The organism is Kitasatospora phosalacinea, assembly GCF_000716545.1.
GTDB lineage: Bacteria > Actinomycetota > Actinomycetes > Streptomycetales > Streptomycetaceae > Kitasatospora > Kitasatospora phosalacinea.
The window spans coordinates 35,384-49,981 of record NZ_JNWZ01000032.1 but is presented as its reverse complement, the minus strand read 5'-3'; the positions used below and the strand labels follow the sequence as shown (position 1 = coordinate 49,981).

Here is a 14,598-nt window from a genome sequence, read left to right as displayed (position 1 = left end):
CAAGCCCCCTGACGCGACCGGGGTATGAACGTGGTCACGTCCCACAATGGCGCCCCGCCCGGGATTGTGCGGATCACCCGCCCCCAAGCGGGGCGCGGGCCCGATAGCCTTGTCCCCGTGTACGGCTACGAGCAGAGCGCCTACCAGGACCCCTACCAGCAGCAGATGCAGCAGGGGATGTCCGGCATGCCCGGCCCCGGGTACGGCGACCCGCAGGCCGCCCAGCAGTCGCTCTACCCCGAGCCCTCGCCGCCCTCGCTGGCGGACGCGGTGCGCGCCTTCACCACCGGCGCGATGCCGGTGGAGGACTTCCAGGCCATCTTCATCACCTCCAAGGTGTACTGCCCGCGCGGCGACCGGCCCGGCTTCCTGGCCCTGCACAACACCCCGACCCCGGTGATCCCGATGTTCAGCTCGCTCAAGGAGCTGAAGCGGTACGCGGGCAAGGACTCCAAGCACTTCTCGGTGACCGGCGCCGAGATCCTCGACCTGCTGCCCACCGGGTACGGCTTCGCCCTCGACATGGAGGGCGAGCACCGGATGGTCTTCGACGCCCGCGCGGTCGAGCAGATGGTGGACTTCACCATGCGCCGCATGTACGGCTGACCCCCTCCCCCCTCCACCCTCGGCTCTCCGTCCGGGCGGGAATGCGTCCATGTAGTTCAACGTTCAACCTTGCGAGTGGTTGAGAATTGAACTACTGTGGTGGACGTAGGCCACAGACCCCGAAGGAGGCCGACATGCCCGCCGTGACCGTCGAGAACCCGTTGACCCTGCCCCGTGTCACCACCCCCGACCCGGCGCACAGCACCGCCCGTCCGGTCCTCACCGTGGCCACCGCCCCCGAGGGCTACGAGGGCGAGGGCTTCCCCGTCCGCCGCGCCTTCGCGAAGATCAACACCAAGTTCCTCGACCCGTTCATCATGATGGACCAGATGGGCGAGGTCGACTACGAGGCCGGCGAGCCCAAGGGCACCCCCTGGCACCCGCACCGCGGCTTCGAGACGGTCACCTACATCATCGACGGCACCTTCATCCACCGTGACTCGCACGGCGGCGGCGGCGTCATCACCGACGGCGACACCCAGTGGATGACGGCGGGCTCGGGCCTGCTGCACATCGAGACCCCGCCCGAGTCCCTGGTCATGTCCGGCGGCCTGTTCCACGGCCTCCAGCTCTGGGTCAACCTGCCCGCCTCGGACAAGATGATCACCCCGAAGTACCAGGACATCCGCGGCGGCAGCGTCAAGCTGCTCACCTCCGCGGACGGCGGCGCCCTGATCCGCGTCATCGCCGGCGAGATCGACGGCCACCAGGGCCCCGGCGCCACCCACACCCCCATCACCATGACCCACGTCTCCCTCACCCCCGGCGCCCAGCTCACCCTCCCCTGGCGCCCCGACTTCAACGCCCTCGCCTACGGCCTCGCCGGCAGCGGCTCCGCCGGCGAGGAGCGCCGCCCCTTCCGCACCGGCCAGGCCGTGGTCTTCGGCGACGGCGACAGCCTCACCATCCGCGCCGACGAGAAGCAGGACTCCCGCTCGGCCACCTTCGAGTTCGTCCTCCTCGGCGGCCTCCCCATCCGCGAGCCCATCGCCTGGTACGGCCCGTTCGTGATGAACAGCCACCGCGAACTCCAGCAGGCCATGGAGGACTTCCAGGCCGGCCGGCTCGGCACCGTCCCGGCCGACGCCAACTGACCGACTGTCCGCCGGTCGACCCGAAGCCCGCACCCCGCACCCCCGGCGGGCCGTGCGGGCTTCGGCCGTTCAAGCCCCCGCCACCCCGCCCCGGCGGGCCGTCCCAGGCCGCGACGGGGCGGCCGAACTCCTCGGCGCGGTCGGGCTCTTGACCCCGGTCCGCCGGTGATCGGCGGACGGGACCACCACGACCGGCCCGCCGCCGAGCGACAGGCCGAGGTGCCGGTCCCGGAGGGCCGCTCGTGGACGGTTTGCTTCCGGTTCGGTCACGGCTCCGGTGAACGCGGGCGCGGGGACGCGGTGGGGATCGAGGATGATCACGCCTCATTCACATCCGACCACCCGAGGGACACACCTGTGAACCCGTACCAGGCGCCATCGACCATGCCGGAGCAGCGGACGACGGGGAACCGGGTGGCGCGGATCGCGCTGCTGGTCTTCCTGCCGCCGGTGGCCGGGGTGATGGCGTGGCGTTCGCGGCGGCTGCACCGGGGGGTGAAGGTGCTGCTGGTGGTGTGGTGCGCGGTGATGTCGTTCGTCTGGCTCGCGATGATGTTCGGGTCGGAGAAGAGGGGCACCGAACCCGTGCCCGCCCCGGCGGCCACCACCGCCTCGCCGGGCCCGGTGGCGAGCGACAGCCCCGCGCCGGAGCCGACGCCCACTCCGACGCCGAGCCCCACGCCCACGCCCACGCCGGATCCGACGCCCAGCCCGACTCCGACTCCGACTCCGGAGCCGACCCCGACGCCGACGCCGACTCCGCAGGCGCAGGCGCCCACCACGCCGCCCCCGGCGGCCGAGCCCGAGCCGGCCCGGACCACCGAGCAGGCGGCGGCGTACTACAAGAACTGCACGGAGGCGAAGGCGGCCGGGGCCGCGCCGCTGCACCGGGGGGAGCCTGGGTACCGTTCGGCGCTCGACCGGGACGGTGACGGGGTGGCCTGCGAGAAGTAGTCCCCCTGAGCGGCGAGAGGCCCGTACCTGCCGGCTGTGGAGCGGCGGGTACGGGCTTTTCCGCGTCCGGGCTCAACCTCCCCGGGGGCTCGCGCATTGAGAACGGTTGACAGGGGCGGGTGGCCGGAGGGGCGGGGGAACGGATGCGCGGACACGACGAGTTGAGCTTCGAGGAGTACGCGGCGGGGAGCGAGCGCCGGCTGTACCGGACGGCGTACCTGCTGTGCGGGGACACCCACCGGGCCGAGGACCTCACCCAGACGACGCTGGCCAAGCTGTTCGCGCACTGGCGGCGGGTCTCGCGGATGGAACACCTCGACGCCTACGCCAAGACGGTGCTGACCCGGACGTTCCTGGGCGAGCAGCGCAGGCGGGCGGTGGCCCGGCGGTTCGGGCTGCTGGCCTCGCGGCCCGAGACCTCGCCCGGCGAGGACACCGACCTGCGGGTGACGCTGATGGACGCGCTGGCCGAACTGCCGGGTCGGGCAAGGGCGATGGTGGTCCTGCGGTACTGGGAGGACCTGAGCGTGGAGACCGTCGCCGACCTGCTCGGCTGCAGCCCCGGCACCGTCAAGAGCCAGTGCTCGCGCGCACTGGCCAGGCTCCGCGAGCAGTTGGGCGAGTCCAGCCCCTACGCGTCCGTCTGAGACACCCGGGCACCAAGACACCGAGAATGAAGGAGCTTTGACGTGCAGGAGCAGGAGCACGACCAGGAGCAGACGTCCGGGGCGCTCTTCGTCAGGGGCGAGATGAGCCGGATCACCGACGCCCTGGCCGAGCCGGTCGGGCTGACGGCCAGGGCGGTGCGGGAGGGGCGCCGGCGGCGGCTGCGGTCGCGGCTGGCGATCGGCGGGGCGGCGGTGTGCACGGCGGCGCTGGCCGCGACGGGGTTGGCCTTCCTCCCCGCCCCCGCGAGCGGGAGCGGCGGCACGGGGCCGGCGCCGTTGCAGATGGCCGCGGGGGCGGGCGCGAGTCCGCGGGTCTTCCCCACCACGACGGTCGCCCCGACCGCGTCCCCCGACCCCTCGCAGTCCGCCCCGGCGGTCCCGGAGGCGGAGCGGCTGCGGATCGAGGACTTCCGGCAGCGGAGCGCCGCCGTGCTGCAGGACCTGCTGCCGGCGGAGATCGGCGAGGTCAGCCTGCTCAGCGACCACGTCTCCGACTACCTGGGGAAGACCGCGCAGGGCGACCTCCTGCTGCGGTTCTCGGTGCGCCCCCACGTCGACTCGGGCGCGCCGGACGGATCCTGCTCGAACAGCCCGATCGGGCAGGAGGTGCAGGTGAAGAGCTCGACCTGCAAGCGGATCCAGCTGACCGACAGCGTCACGGCCATCACCTGGGCGGCGCTGGACGGCGACGGGCGGACCTCGACCAGCGTGAGCTTCCGGCTCGGCAACAGCGACGTGGACCTGAGCGTCAACCCGTACTCGCGAGGGGCCGGCGGCCCGGCCTCGTCACCGCTGACGGTCGATCAGATCGTCGCCTTCGCCGAGCAGCCCCGGGTCGTGGCGCTGCTCGACGAGGGCGACCTCCACCCGGTGGAGGCGGCCCAGGTCCACTCCACCGCGTACGAGCAGTAGGGCACCGCACCGGCCGTCCGGGCGGTCGAGCCGGAGCGGGTGCCGGCCCCCGATCTCGGCACCCGTTCCCGGCCGACGGTCCGCACCACTTCCATGTCATGCACATGTCTCAACGGACCCGCGCCCTGCGGGACCCGACGGAGGAGAGACCGATGAAGCACCGCACCACCACGACCACCCTGCTGCTGGCCGCCGCCCTGCTGGCCGCGGCCACCCCCGCGAACGCCCGGTCCGTGGCACCGCCGAGCGTCCGGGCGGTCCGCACCCCGGACGCCCGGGCCTGGACGACGGACGCCTTCCCCGCCGGGAACGCCGGCATCAGCAGCGCGGCCAAGATCGGCGGCCACACCACCTTGGCGGTCGGCAGCCGACGGAGCGGGCAGGGCCGGGAGACCACCGTGTCGCCGGTGGCCTTCACCCGGGACGGCTCCGAGGGCCCCTGGCGCGAGTTCGCCCTCCCGGAGGGCCTGCGCGCGTCGACCGCCGTCCCGGACGGCTCCGGCAGCACCTGGGTGACCGGCAGCCGGCAGGGCGGCAGCGTCGCGACCGGCCGGTACCGCGCCGGGCACTGGCAGGTGCAGGACGCACCGCTGCCCGACCACGCCATGGGCGGCGGGCTGAACGGGTTCGCGGCGGCCGGCGGCCCGGACGACGTGTGGGCGGTCGGCTACTACCAGCCGGACGACTACCTGACCTTCTACGGCGTGATCGACCACTGGGACGGCGAGTCCTGGCAGCAGGTGCCGACCCCCGACCTCGGCACCGACTACTGGACGCTCTCCGCCGTGGTCGCCAACGGCCCCTCCGACGTCTGGGCCTCCGGCAACGTCGGCACCGAGGACGGCTGGACGCGCCCGCTGCTGCTGCACTACGACGGCCACGCCTGGACCGAGGCCGCCACGCCGGAACCGGACTCCCGCTCCGGCGAGCTCACCCGCCTGGTCGCGGCGGGCCCGAACGACATCTGGGCGGCGGGCGCCGAGATCGGCCCGTCCCACCAGGACAAGCCGATCGTCGCCCACTACGACGGCCACCGCTGGACGTACCAGGAGACCGGCATCGACGCGGGACGGCTCTACGGCCTCGTCCGCACCCCGGGCGGGGTGGCCGTCGTCGGAACCGCGCTCGTCGACGGCGTCTACCGGCCGACCGGCGCCCAGCTGACCCGGCACGGCTGGGAACCGCTGGACGTCCCGCAGGGCACCGCCTCCGGCGGGCGCCGCCCCAGCGGCCTCGTGAGCGTCGAGGGCCGGCTGACCGTCGTCGGCACCGACCTCGCCGGCACGGGCGACGTGCCCGTGGAACTGCCCTTCTCCGTGACCCGCTGAACCGGTGGCCCCCGCCGGGGGCAACTCGGACGGCGCCCCCGGGAGGAGGCGGACGGGCACGAGGACGGCCGGACCGCGGACGGCGCGGGCGGGTCGACGCCCGGCCCGGTCAGCCCCGCAGCGGCTCCGGGCCGGGCGGCAGGTCGAGTTCGGCGAGCACGGCGGCGCCCGCTGCGGCCTTGTCCGACCCGGACTCGGCCCCGGGGCCGGGGTCGGCGGCCCGCAGGCGGCGCAGCGCCTCGGTGAGCCGGTCGGTGGCGCCGCGGAGTTGGGCGGCGCGTTCGGCGTGCAGGCCGGTCATCGGGTCGTCGACGACGGTGACCGGGATGCCGCGTTCCCGGGCGACGGCGAGGAGCGCGTCACCCGCCTCCGGGACCAGGGTGAGCGCGGAGGCCGCGAACAGGCCGCCGGCCAGGTTCTTCGGACGGCCGATCAGGTTCTTCGCGACGATCTCGCAGGGCAGCGAGCGCTCCTGCCGCTCGGCGGCGGCGGTCGCGGCCAGGGCGACGGTGAGCAGCGCCTCGGCGGCCTTGGTGACCAGCCACTTGCGGCCGGGGACGGGCGGCAGGAACTCGCGGATCCGGTCCACCTCGCGCTCGACCACCACGTCCGGCAGCAGGTCGACGGTGCTGTGGCAGCGGATCTCCAGCACCTTGTCCCAGGCGACGGACTCCCCGTCGAAGCCGACCTCGTCGGGCCCGACCGCGACCTGGCCGAGCCCGTCCAGCAGGTGCAGCAGCCGCACCGCCGGGCCCGGGACGTGCGGCAGCCGGCCGACCAGCCCCGCGAGCGAGACCTCCCAGTCCTCCGTCGGCGGCACCTCCGGCTTCGGGTGGGTCTCCAGTGCCCGCCGCGCCCAGTCCGACCCGGCCTTGGCCCGGGCCGAGGCCACCGCGCCCGAGACCGCCCCCGTCACGGCGCCCGACACCGACCCGAGCGCCGCCCCGGCCCGCCGTCCGGCCTCCTCGCCGACCCGCCTGATGCCCACGACCGTCCTCCCCGCGTTCCCGTTCCGCGCACCACGCTACCGGCCCGGGTTCGTAGGCTGGGGGCATTGCGAACCGACGGACCGGGAGAGCGGCAATGGCGACGATCCACCACACCACGATCGAACCGGGCAAGCTGGAGCTGCTGGCGAAATGGCTGCCGGAACAGGGCTGGTTCCGGCCCGGCGGCGGGGAGTTGGCCCGGGCGGGCGGGTTCCGGCTGGACGACCCGGAGGGCGAGGTGGGCATCGAGCTGCTGGTGGTGACGGACGACCGGGACGCCTACCTGGTGCCGATGGCCTACCGGGGCGCGCCGCTGGAGGGAGCGCCGGAAGGGGCGCTGATCGGGACGGCCGAGCACGGGGTGCTGGGGACGCGCTGGTTCTACGACGGCGCCCAGGACCCGGTGGTGCGCGAGCAGTTGGCGCGGCTGCTGCGCGGGGAGGCGGTGCCGCAGCGGCAGTCCGAGAGCGACACGGCCGACGACGGCGTGGCGGTGGCGCCGGTGGCGGGCGGGGCCGAACCGGTGCTGCGCCGGGTGCTGGTGCCCGTCGACCCCGCCGGGGAGCCCGCACCGGGCGAGGTGGTGGCCGGGTACACCGCTCCGGACGGGACGGCGCGGCGGGCGGTGTTCGTGGCGGACGGCCGGGGCTGAGGAGCCGGGCCGACGGGTCGTCAGAGACGGGCGTAGAGCGCGGCCGCGTCGTCGTGCGCCTTGCCGCGGGGCCAGCGCCGGCAGGCGGCGTCGGTGCGCTCCGCAGCCCGGACCTGGGCGATCAGCTCGGCCGGGCCCGCCTCCGCGAGCAGCCGGACGGCGTCGGCCCAACTGCCCAGCTCCAGGCGGTCGGTGTAGCGGGCGGCGCCGTCGGAGAGGGCGGCCACGCCGTGCAGGTCGGCCCGGGCGACGGCGCCGGTCTCGGCGTGCGCGGCGGCGTGCGGGGTGGCGGCGGCGATCCACGGGCCGTGGCCGGTGTTGCGGGCGGCCCGGACGGCGACCGCGTACCGCAGGTGGAGCGCGGCGCGCTCGGCGCTGCCCGGGACGGTCGACCAGATCTGCCGGCGCAGCACCTCGCCGCCGGGGAAGCGCTGGTTGTCACCGATCACCCGGGGCGGGCCGTCCTTGAGGTGCAGCACCAGCAGGGAGTCGCCGAGCACCAGGTACTCCAGGGCGTCCTCGCGCAGCCGGGCGGCGACCACCATGGCGGCGGGCGTGGCCGGGTTCGCCAGGTCGCAGGCGCCGCCGTGCAGCGCGGCGGTCTCGGCTATCGCGTCGGCCAGGCAGTCGGCGATCGGGCGGTCGAGCCGGTCGGTGAGCCTGGTCAGCAGGTGGACGCCGAGGCGGCGCACGTACCAGGCGATGCCGTGGGTGCAGCCGGACCGCAGGGAGTCCGGTGCGCTGGAGCCGTCCAGGAGGACGAGCGCCTCCGGGGTGGCGACCACGAAGTCCTCATTGGCCCGGTCGGGGCGGCGCGCGTCCACTGCCAGCTCTACCCGCATGCCCACCAGTCTGCGGCCGCCGCCCGGCCCCGAACAGAGGGACGACCGCGTTCCCTCGCTGGGGTGACCCATCGACAATCGGACATAATGGGTCAAAGTCTGGCAATCGACTACACCCCTTCCCCGAGCTCCCCCTCCCACGCCCGACGTCCGCGACAGGAGCGCCCCATGGTCTGGCAGTTCTTCGTACTGGTGATCGCCTCGATCGGCTTCCCGATCCTCACCCTGCTGTTCATGATGGGCGGCCTGCAGTACCGCGACGACCGGCAGCACCCGCACGGCACGGCCCAGCAGGGCTGACCGGCCCCGCACCGCACGGCCGGGCGCCGTTCGGGCGACGGTCGGGCGGCAGCCGATCAGCGCCCGGGAGGCGGCCGGTCGCGGCGCGCCGGGGTCCGCTGACGGCGATATCGGCTGACACCACACCCGGTCGACATGGGAGGGTGTGCTCCAGCACACCAGCTTCCCGTCCAGGAGGTCCCCAATGAGCAGCGACACCGCCCCGAACGCCGAGCCCGCGCCGGACGCCACCACCGACGCCGACGCCGGCACCGAGGCCGCCGCCCCGGACGACCAGAAGGCCAAGTTCCTGGCCGCGCTGCAGCGCAAGGGCGGCGGGAACCGGAACTCGAACGGCGGCCCCGGCAGCGACTCGAAGATCCACGGCACCCACGGCGCGGCCGGCGGCAAGCGCACCTTCCGCCGCAAGAGCGGCGGCTGAGCACCCGCCCGGCCCCACCCCGGACGGCCGGTCCCGCGCCACGTCGCGCGGGGCCGGCCGTCCGGCGTTCCCGCCGCGCCGTCAGGCCGCCGGGGCCGCGGGGGCGGTCGGGGCCGGCACGGGCAGCGGGGTCGCGACCGGCGCCGGGACCGGCAGCGGCTCGGACAGGAAGGCCAGCACGTTGTCGACCACCGTCGGCTCGGACAGCACCCGGCGGTGGCCGAGCCCCCGGGTGGTGATCAGCCGCAGCTGCTCCTCGCCGTACGCCGCGCGCAGCAGCTGCGACTGGCGGTACGGGACGACGTCGTCGTCCTCGTCGTGCACCGCCAGGATCGGCGCGGTGACCAGCTCCGGGCGGTGGGTGGCGTCGAAGCGCCGCCAGATGTCCCCGGCGCCCGGCAGCAGGCGCTGCTCGATCCGGCGCACCAAGTCCCGTTCCAGGCGCTCGTTCAGGCCCGTGACGGCCGTGAACGCCTCGACCAGGTAACCGAATTCGGCGAGCCCCGCGACCGAGACCAGCCGCCCCACCGGCACCCCCTCGGCCATCGCGAGGAGCGTGCAGCAGGCCCCGAAGGAGTGCGCGACGGCGGCCTCGAACGGGCCGTGCCGCTCGGAGAGCCGGCCGATCAGCTCGCGGTACTCCAGGATCGTGACGCTCCGGCCCCCGGAGTCGCCGTGGGCGGGCGCGTCGAAGGCCACCGGGCTCATCCCGAGGTCCAGCAGCCCCTGCACGTACGGGACGAACCGGGATGCCCGGGACCGCCAGCCGTGCACCAGCAGCACCGGCCGCGCGCCGTCGCCCCACCGGTAGACCCGCACCCGCTTGCCGTTCACCACCAGCTCCCCGGTGGTCGCGCGGTCGTGCACTTCGCGTTCGGCGGGACGGACCCGGCTGCGGCGCACCGGGTGCCGGAAGAGCTCGAAGGCCACCCGCCCCGGCGGGGCGGTGGCGACGCGGGAGGTGGCGTTCAGCGCGGTGCGCACGAGAGCGGTAGCTGCCATGGGCGAGATATTAGCACGACCGTTCGTGCAATTTTAGGGCGAGGAGAAGACGCCGACGGGCACGGACCCAGGGTGCGGGCGGCGCCCGGTCAGGCCGGCGGGGGGAAACCGAGCAGCCGACGGACCACCCGCATCGTCCGGTCGTAGCGGGACGGGTCGTCGTGCAGCACCGCGAGGCTGTTGGCGCCGTCCATCAGGCTGGTCAGCAGCATGGCCAGCTCCTCCGGGTCGGTGCCAGCCGGCAGCTCGCCGGCCGCCCCGGCCGCCCGGGCCAGGTCGACCACCAGGGCCTCCCACTCCAGCGCCGACTGCGCCAGCGCGTCCCGCACCGGGCCGGGCTGGGCGTCGAACTCGGCCGTCACCGAGTAGAAGAAGCAGCCGCCCTCGAAGACCCGGCCCCGCGAGTAGTCGAACCAGTACTCGCACAGCGCCAGCAGCCGGGCCGCCCCCTCGGGGCGCTCCAGCGCCGGGGTCACCACCCGGTCGTAGAAGATCCGCCGGGCCGCCCGGACGGTCGCCAACTGCAGTTCCTCCTTCGAACCGAAGCCCGCGAACACGCCGCTCTTGCTCAGCCCCAGGTCCGTCGCCAGCCGCCCGATCGACAGCGCGCCCAGCCCCTCGACCGAGGCGACCTGCACGGCCCGGCCGAGCACCGCCCGCCGGGTCTCGTTGCCGCGCTGGACCCGGCCGTCGGTGGCGGAGTCGATGACCACGGGGAACACCTCCGGCGGAACGGGTCGGGACACCCGCCAGAGTACGCCGCAGCGGCCCTCAGCCGGTGTGCTCGTCCGGCAGGTACGGGGTCTCGCGCAGGAAGAGCGCCCCGCAGGTGTGGCAGTTGTGGTCGGGGTCGACCGTCCAGCGCGTGGCGTCCTGGAGGGGCGCGGCGGCGGACAGCTCCCGGCCGCACAGCGCGATGAGGTTCGCACCGCGGACGATGTGCCAGCTGACCACGGAGTCCGTGGCGCCGGTCGGGTCGGTCTCGGCGCGCATCTGGTGAATCATGATCACCATGGTCCGCCGCCCGGGCGGACCCGGCAATTCGCGCGGGGGGCGCAGGCCGGTGCTCCGTCACCGGCGACGCGCCGTCACCGCCCCGCCGCACCGCCCCGCGTCACCGCGCCGCCGGGGGCTCCGACATCAGCTCCCGGATCTCGATCGGCATGTTCATCGGCTTCCCGTCGTGCCCGGGCGTGGCGGAGAGCCGCGCGGCGATCTCGACCGCCCGCGCCTCGTCCGCGCAGTCGACCAGCCACCAGCCGAACAGGAACTCCTTGCCGTCCGGGAACGGGCCGCCGGTGACGCCGGGGGCCCCGTCAGTGGAGCGGACGATGCGGGCGGTGTCGGGCATGGCCAGGCCGCGGGCCTCGACCAGTTCGCCGGTGGCGGTCAGGTCGGCCACCGCCCGGCGCATGTGCGCGACGTGGACGGCGGTGGCCTCGGGGCTCCAGGTGGGGATCGGCGGGACGCGGGTGTCGGCCTGGCTGAAGTGCATCTGCAGCATGTACGTCACGGCGGGGCTCCTCGCGGGTACGGGGGGGGACGGCCGGCCGGCCGTTCTTCCGCACCCGGGTCGGAGCCGGGAGGGCGTTCTCGACATCCCGGCGGGCCCGGCGGGTCAGACGTTCGGGCGCAGGGCGCGCCAGGCGGCCAGGGTGGCGAGGAGCAGGGCGGCGCCGGAGAGGGAGAAGCCGGTCCGGGCGTCGACGTGCTGGGAGACGAAGGTGACGGCGAGGCCGGTGAGCGGGAGGGTGCCGGTCATCGCGCTGCCCCACAGGGACATCACCCGGCCGCGCAGCTCGGGGGCGGAGCGCAGCTGGGCCAGGGTGTTGGCGGTGGCGATGAACCAGATCGAGGTGAGGCCGACGGCGGCCAGGCCGACCACGGCGACGTGGATGTTCGGCGAGAGCGCGGTGGCCAGGATCGCGACCGAGGTGGCCAGGGCCAGGGTGCGCACCCGGCGCGGGGTGGGCTCGGGCGCGGCGGCGGCGAACAGGGCGCCGGGCAGGCCGCCGACGCCGAAGGCGGCCATCAGCAGGCCGTACCCGCCGCCGCCGCGGTGCAGGGCGTAGCTGACCAGCGGCGGGAGGGTGAGTCCCATCGCGAAGATCAGGCCGCTGGCGGCGGACATCGGCAGCAGCCCGCGGATGAGCGGTGAGCGCCAGGCGTAGGAGAGCCCCTCGCGGGCGCTCGCCTTCGGGCCGCGGGCCGGTTCGCGGCGCGGGCCGCCGCCGGCCGGGCGGAGCTTGACCAGGGCGATCATCGGGGCGGTGTAGGCGAGCGCGTTGAAGGCGAAGCAGAACGCGGGGCCGTTGGTGGCGAGCAGCGCACCGGCGATGCTGGGGCCGATCACCCGGGAGGCGTTGAGCGCGACCTCCCAGAGGCCGACGGCGCTGGCCACCGCTCCGGCGCCGACCAGGTCGACCACGAAGACCTGGCGGGCCGGGGAGTCGACGGTGGTGATCAGCCCGGTGCAGGTGGAGAGCGCCAGCAGCACCCACAGGTGGATCCCGCCGGAGGCGGCGGTCACCGCCAGGGCCACGCCGACGGCCATCATCAGGCTCTGGGTGACCATCAGCAGGCGGCGCCGGTCCGAACGGTCGACCAGCGCGCCGGCCCACGGGCCGAGGATCAGCGTCGGGCCCCAGGCGCAGGCCGTCTGGACGGTCAACCAGACGGCGTCGTGGGTGAGTTCGAGGATCAGCCAGGACGTCGCGACGCCCTGGGCGAGCGCCCCGGACGCGGACGTCAGCTGGCCGTAGAACCAGATGCGGAAGTCCCGCCCCTGCAGGGCGTCGCCCATCCGGGACAGCGCGCGACGGGACGCGGAGGCAGGCTCCGCAACGGTGGTGGTCATGGTCCCCTCCGGTGGCAGGTCTAGACCTTAACCGGGGGTCCGGGACGCTCCGCCAGCGAATTCCGGACCGTGAGACGCACCGGGGCGCAGCGGGGCGCAGCGGGATCGGGGCACGGACGGGCGGGCCCCGGCCGTTCAGGAGGCGGTGCGCAGCAGGGCCGCGGCGGGGCCCGGGGTGAGCAGCTTGTCGAAGCTGACGGTGGCGCCGCGCAGCGGGTGGGTGCGGAGCTGGACGCGGTCGGCCAGGGCGTGGATCAGGAACAGGCCGCGACCGCACTCGGCGTCCAGGTCGGGCACCGCGTCGGCGGCCGGGCCCGACAGGACGGGGCGCGGCAGCGCGGGCAGCACGTGGGTGTCGTACGGGGCGGGGCGGTCCGCGGCGGGGCGGCGGGCGGCGAGCACCCGGGCCGGGACGGAGGCCCGGCCGCGGCGGGTGCGGCAGCGCGGGGCGGGCCGCTCGGCGGGCGGGCGGCGCGGCGCGGCCGGACGCGGGGCGGGGCGCTCGACGGCGGGGACGGCGGGGATCCCGGAGAGGGCGAGGGCGGTGGCCGGGCCGGCGTTGGCGACCTCGATCCGCAGCAGGTCGCCGCTGCGCGAGGCGGTGACCTGGAAGGTGTCCCCGGCGTGGGCGGGCGCGGCGTGCTCGACGGCGTTGGCGCAGGCCTCGGTGAGGGCGAGGCCGAGGTCGAAGGCGACCTGCGGGTCGACTCCGGCGGAGTCCATGGCGCCGAGCAGGATGCGGCGGGCGAGCGGCACGCTGGCCGGGTCGCGCTTGAGGTGCAGAGTCCACCAGATTTCCACGGGAGATCCCTCCTGGCTGCGGCTCCACATACAACTAGCTATCTCCTCGCCCGCGCGCGGCGAACCGTCCGCACGAGCCAAGGCCGCCCGTTCGGCGGATGGACTGGTCCCGTCGGGTGTGCCGATCAGCGCGCGGACGGGTGAGTGCGCCGGACGGTTTCTCGCCATTCGGGGCGGGTTGCCGCCCCTGCCCCGGGACGGGGTGTAGGCGGTGAGATGATGGCCCGGCCATGACTGACCCCACCGCCGCCGCCCGCCGGGGCGCCGCCGTGCCCGCGCGCCGGGTGCCGGTGGCGGCCTGGGACCTGCGGCTGCTGCGGGCGGTGCCGTTCGCGCTGGTGTGCACGCTGGTGGCGGCCTTCGGGCACGCGCGGGCGGGTGGCGCGGTGGCGCCGGACGTGCTGCTGCTGGGCTTCCTGGCGGTGTGCGCGGCGGCGGCCCTGGTCGGCGGGCGGGAGCGCTCGCTGGCGGCCATCGCGGCCGCGCTGGGCGCCGGGCAGTTGGGGCTGCACCTGCTGTTCCACCTGCTCGGCGGCGGACTGGCCGGCGGTGCGCCGATGGCGCACGCGCAGATGGCCGGAACCGGTTCCACGGACCCGCTGGCGGTGCTCGCGGGCCGACTGCTGTGCGACGACAACCCGGGCAACGGGCTGACCGTCGTCCCGCTGGACACCACGCCGGAGCAGGTGGTGAGCGCGGCGGGCCTGGACCCGCGGGCGGTGGTCGCGTCCGCGGTGCCGCACGCGTCCGGCTGGCTGGGGCTCACCCCCGGCATGCTGCTGGGCCACCTGGCGGCGGCGCTGGTCGCGGGCTGGTGGCTGCGGCGCGGCGAGGCCGCGCTGTGGCGGCTGGTGCGGACGGCGGCGCTGACCGCCCGTGGGTGGGCGGCCCCGCTGCGCACCGCGGTGGCGCTGCTGACGGCGCTGCTGCTGGGCACCGGGCGCCCGGCCGCGCCGGGGCCGGGCGGGCGGGCGGAGGACTGGCCGCTGCCGGTGGCGGCGGCGCTGCGGCACTGCGTGCTGCGCCGGGGTCCGCCCGCGGCGGCGTTCGCGCGCTGATCGGGCCCGGGGAGACCGGGGCCGGGCGCGCACCGCTGCCGCCGTGCCCGCGACGTGAGCGGGCCGGACGGGTCCCCGCACCTCCCCGTGCCGACGCGCACCGCCGCGCGGCCC

The 14,598-nt window shown here is 75.4% G+C and carries 18 protein-coding genes; 10 read left to right on the top strand and 8 right to left on the bottom strand.

Features of this window, described 5'->3' with window-relative positions:
- Positions 1 to 117 precede the first annotated feature (117 nt).
- The 6 genes from OO48_RS17705 (at position 118) to OO48_RS17680 (ending at position 5,562) form a co-directional block, all read left to right on the top strand.
- A complete protein-coding gene (locus OO48_RS17705; protein ID WP_033217318.1) occupies positions 118 to 606 on the top strand; it encodes an SseB family protein in 489 nt (162 codons plus the stop codon).
- Between the two features lie 134 nt (positions 607 to 740).
- Positions 741 to 1,700, top strand: coding sequence for a pirin family protein (locus tag OO48_RS17700; protein WP_033217316.1), 960 nt, complete (start codon positions 741 to 743; stop codon positions 1,698 to 1,700).
- Between the two features lie 357 nt (positions 1,701 to 2,057).
- Entirely contained in the window at positions 2,058 to 2,654 is a 597-nt protein-coding gene (locus OO48_RS39280) for an excalibur calcium-binding domain-containing protein (RefSeq protein ID WP_245194692.1), read from the top strand.
- Positions 2,655 to 2,797: 143 nt separating this feature from the next.
- Entirely contained in the window at positions 2,798 to 3,301 is a 504-nt protein-coding gene (locus OO48_RS17690) for a SigE family RNA polymerase sigma factor (protein ID WP_033217315.1), read from the top strand.
- Between the two features lie 42 nt (positions 3,302 to 3,343).
- Complete coding sequence (locus OO48_RS17685) at positions 3,344 to 4,234, top strand: hypothetical protein (protein WP_033217313.1); 891 nt, start codon at positions 3,344 to 3,346, stop codon at positions 4,232 to 4,234.
- Between the two features lie 152 nt (positions 4,235 to 4,386).
- Entirely contained in the window at positions 4,387 to 5,562 is a 1,176-nt protein-coding gene (locus OO48_RS17680) for a hypothetical protein (protein ID WP_033217312.1), read from the top strand.
- Positions 5,563 to 5,671: 109 nt separating this feature from the next.
- On the opposite strand, the gene OO48_RS17675 is transcribed toward OO48_RS17680, so the two are convergent.
- Positions 5,672 to 6,550 carry a hypothetical protein gene (locus OO48_RS17675; protein ID WP_033217310.1) on the bottom strand — a complete coding sequence of 293 codons (879 nt, stop codon included), beginning with the start codon at positions 6,548 to 6,550 and terminating at the stop codon, positions 5,672 to 5,674.
- 95 nt (positions 6,551 to 6,645) lie between these two features.
- Between OO48_RS17675 and OO48_RS17670 the strand changes: the two genes are divergently transcribed.
- The gene (locus tag OO48_RS17670) at positions 6,646 to 7,203 is read left to right on the top strand and encodes a maltokinase N-terminal cap-like domain-containing protein (protein WP_033217308.1); all 558 of its coding nucleotides are present in this window, start codon (positions 6,646 to 6,648) and stop codon (positions 7,201 to 7,203) included.
- Between the two features lie 20 nt (positions 7,204 to 7,223).
- Here the strand turns inward: OO48_RS17670 and OO48_RS17665 are convergent, their stop codons facing one another.
- Entirely contained in the window at positions 7,224 to 8,045 is an 822-nt protein-coding gene (locus OO48_RS17665; protein WP_033217306.1) for a hypothetical protein, read from the bottom strand.
- A gap of 168 nt (positions 8,046 to 8,213) precedes the next feature.
- Here OO48_RS17665 and OO48_RS40695 point away from each other — a divergent pair, with 168 nt between their 5' ends.
- Both OO48_RS40695 and OO48_RS17660 read left to right on the top strand, forming a co-directional pair.
- The gene (locus tag OO48_RS40695) at positions 8,214 to 8,345 is read left to right on the top strand and encodes a hypothetical protein (protein WP_280842423.1); all 132 of its coding nucleotides are present in this window, start codon (positions 8,214 to 8,216) and stop codon (positions 8,343 to 8,345) included.
- Positions 8,346 to 8,529: 184 nt separating this feature from the next.
- Positions 8,530 to 8,766: a DUF5302 domain-containing protein gene (locus OO48_RS17660; RefSeq protein ID WP_033217304.1), complete on the top strand. Its 237-nt coding sequence runs from the start codon at positions 8,530 to 8,532 to the stop codon at positions 8,764 to 8,766.
- 81 nt (positions 8,767 to 8,847) lie between these two features.
- Here OO48_RS17660 and OO48_RS17655 read toward each other — a convergent pair whose 3' ends face one another.
- The 6 genes from OO48_RS17655 to OO48_RS17630 form a co-directional block, all read right to left on the bottom strand.
- Positions 8,848 to 9,768, bottom strand: coding sequence for an alpha/beta hydrolase (locus OO48_RS17655; RefSeq protein WP_081952193.1), 921 nt, complete (start codon positions 9,766 to 9,768; stop codon positions 8,848 to 8,850).
- Positions 9,769 to 9,857: 89 nt separating this feature from the next.
- Positions 9,858 to 10,481, bottom strand: coding sequence for a TetR/AcrR family transcriptional regulator (locus tag OO48_RS17650; protein ID WP_033217302.1), 624 nt, complete (start codon positions 10,479 to 10,481; stop codon positions 9,858 to 9,860).
- Positions 10,482 to 10,539: 58 nt separating this feature from the next.
- Positions 10,540 to 10,773: a hypothetical protein gene (locus tag OO48_RS17645; protein ID WP_033217349.1), complete on the bottom strand. Its 234-nt coding sequence runs from the start codon at positions 10,771 to 10,773 to the stop codon at positions 10,540 to 10,542.
- A 109-nt stretch (positions 10,774 to 10,882) separates the two neighbouring features.
- Positions 10,883 to 11,272, bottom strand: coding sequence for a YciI family protein (locus OO48_RS17640; protein WP_033217348.1), 390 nt, complete (start codon positions 11,270 to 11,272; stop codon positions 10,883 to 10,885).
- 114 nt (positions 11,273 to 11,386) lie between these two features.
- Positions 11,387 to 12,625: an MFS transporter gene (locus OO48_RS17635; protein WP_033217300.1), complete on the bottom strand. Its 1,239-nt coding sequence runs from the start codon at positions 12,623 to 12,625 to the stop codon at positions 11,387 to 11,389.
- 135 nt (positions 12,626 to 12,760) lie between these two features.
- The gene (locus OO48_RS17630) at positions 12,761 to 13,426 is read right to left on the bottom strand and encodes an ATP-binding protein (protein ID WP_033217298.1); all 666 of its coding nucleotides are present in this window, start codon (positions 13,424 to 13,426) and stop codon (positions 12,761 to 12,763) included.
- Positions 13,427 to 13,656: 230 nt separating this feature from the next.
- Here OO48_RS17630 and OO48_RS17625 point away from each other — a divergent pair, with 230 nt between their 5' ends.
- On the top strand, positions 13,657 to 14,484 hold the full coding sequence (locus OO48_RS17625; RefSeq protein WP_051732252.1) for a hypothetical protein: 828 nt from the start codon (positions 13,657 to 13,659) through the stop codon (positions 14,482 to 14,484).
- Positions 14,485 to 14,598: the final 114 nt, after the last annotated feature.

What these genes read in the sequence shown, in the direction of transcription:
- OO48_RS17635 (WP_033217300.1), bottom strand. Translation starts at nt 12,625, where the DNA reads ATGACCACCACCGTTGCGGAGCCTGCCTCCGCGTCCCGTCGCGCGCTG.
- OO48_RS17700 (WP_033217316.1), top strand. Translation starts at nt 741, where the DNA reads ATGCCCGCCGTGACCGTCGAGAACCCGTTGACCCTGCCCCGTGTCACC.
- OO48_RS17680 (WP_033217312.1), top strand. Translation starts at nt 4,387, where the DNA reads ATGAAGCACCGCACCACCACGACCACCCTGCTGCTGGCCGCCGCCCTG.
- OO48_RS17660 (WP_033217304.1), top strand. Translation starts at nt 8,530, where the DNA reads ATGAGCAGCGACACCGCCCCGAACGCCGAGCCCGCGCCGGACGCCACC.
- OO48_RS17690 (WP_033217315.1), top strand. Translation starts at nt 2,798, where the DNA reads ATGCGCGGACACGACGAGTTGAGCTTCGAGGAGTACGCGGCGGGGAGC.
- OO48_RS17655 (WP_081952193.1), bottom strand. Translation starts at nt 9,768, where the DNA reads ATGGCAGCTACCGCTCTCGTGCGCACCGCGCTGAACGCCACCTCCCGC.
- OO48_RS17665 (WP_033217306.1), bottom strand. Translation starts at nt 8,045, where the DNA reads ATGCGGGTAGAGCTGGCAGTGGACGCGCGCCGCCCCGACCGGGCCAAT.
- OO48_RS17645 (WP_033217349.1), bottom strand. Translation starts at nt 10,773, where the DNA reads ATGATTCACCAGATGCGCGCCGAGACCGACCCGACCGGCGCCACGGAC.
- OO48_RS17640 (WP_033217348.1), bottom strand. Translation starts at nt 11,272, where the DNA reads ATGCTGCAGATGCACTTCAGCCAGGCCGACACCCGCGTCCCGCCGATC.
- OO48_RS17670 (WP_033217308.1), top strand. Translation starts at nt 6,646, where the DNA reads ATGGCGACGATCCACCACACCACGATCGAACCGGGCAAGCTGGAGCTG.
- OO48_RS17625 (WP_051732252.1), top strand. Translation starts at nt 13,657, where the DNA reads ATGACTGACCCCACCGCCGCCGCCCGCCGGGGCGCCGCCGTGCCCGCG.
- OO48_RS40695 (WP_280842423.1), top strand. Translation starts at nt 8,214, where the DNA reads ATGGTCTGGCAGTTCTTCGTACTGGTGATCGCCTCGATCGGCTTCCCG.